Source organism: Dietzia sp. B19 (genome assembly GCF_014145155.1).
In the GTDB taxonomy this organism is placed as follows: Bacteria; Actinomycetota; Actinomycetes; order Mycobacteriales; family Mycobacteriaceae; genus Dietzia; species Dietzia natronolimnaea.
In genome coordinates, this window is sequence record NZ_JAALED010000443.1 from 1 (window position 1) to 1,358 (window position 1,358).

Sequence of the window (1,358 nt, forward strand, 5' to 3'; positions counted from 1 at the left end):
GCGGGCTCGGCCTCGGCCGCGGGGGCGTCGGTCGCGGTGGCGTCGGCTGCGGGAGCCTCGGCCGCCGTCTCACCCTCGGGTGCCGCGGTCTCACCGGTCACCTGGTCGAGCTGCTCGGCCTCCCACTCGGCGAGAGGCTCGGCCTCCTCGCCGGTGGCCTTGCCCGCCTGTGAACGGGCCTTGAGGCCCTCGGCGACGGCCGAGGCGATGACCCGGGTCAGGACGCTGACCGAGCGGATCGCGTCGTCGTTGGCCGGGATCGGGTAGTCCACGAGGTCGGGATCACAGTTCGTGTCGAGCAGGGCGACGACCGGGATGTTGAGCTTGCGTGCCTCGCCGACGGCGATGTGCTCCTTGTTGGTGTCGACGATCCACACGACGGACGGGACCTTGGTCATGTCCCGCATGCCGCCGAGGGTGCGCGCCAGCTTGGTCATCTCACGCGTGAGCATGAGAATCTCCTTCTTGGTGCGTCCCTCGAATCCACCCGACTGCTCCATCGCCTCGAGCTCCTTGAGGCGGATGAGGCGCTGGTGCACGGTCTGGAAGTTGGTGAGCATGCCGCCCAGCCACCGCTGGTTGACGTAGGGCATCCCGACCTTCGCGGCCTCTTCGGCGATGGCCTCCTGGGCCTGCTTCTTGGTGCCGACGAACAGGACCGTGCCTCCGTGGGCGACGGTCTCCTTGACGAACTCGTACGCCTGGTCGATGTACGTGAGCGTCTGCTGAAGGTCGATGATGTAGATGCCGTTGCGGTCGGTGAAGATGAACCGCCGCATCTTCGGGTTCCAACGACGGGTCTGGTGACCGAAGTGTGCGCCCGCGTCGAGCAGCTGCTTCATGGAGATGACTGCCATGGAAGTGTTGAGGGGCTCGTCCGGCTTGGAAGCAGCCGGACCGCGAGGCCCTCGTCCTCGCTTTCTGGTGTGTATCGGGTTACGCCCGAGAAACCGGGTGGTCTCGGGCCCTGGTGTCCGCAGCGGACCGAACCCCCGACGAGCAGGGGCACCTACGGGTCCGGTGTCCGGTGAAGCCGGGGCTGTGAGGCCCCGGGTCCGGATGCACCTCCCGAGGGAGGTGCAGGACACGCGAAGTCAATCGACGTCAGTCGACCGCATCGGCAATCATAACCCGCCCGCGCCCGCACTCCAACACGCGATCGATAGCCGTCCCGCCCCTGTGGAAGGTCGTGGACCTCCTCCACAGCGGGGCCTGTCGGTCGGATTCCCCACCGCGTCTCCGGGTGTACTCGATCCATGAGCCCCCCGACACCGACCGCCGCGACGCCGCGCCTCCGACCGTCGGTGATCGCCACCGCCGCCGCGACGGTGGCCGCGGCCGTCGTCGCGACCCTCGTC

General features: G+C 68.3%; 1 protein-coding gene. It reads right to left on the reverse strand.

The annotated features are described in order from the left end of the window. On the reverse strand, positions 1 to 857 hold an 857-nt coding region (gene rpsB / locus G6020_RS12485), incomplete at its 3' end, for a 30S ribosomal protein S2 (RefSeq protein WP_182610843.1). Positions 858 to 1,358: the final 501 nt, after the last annotated feature.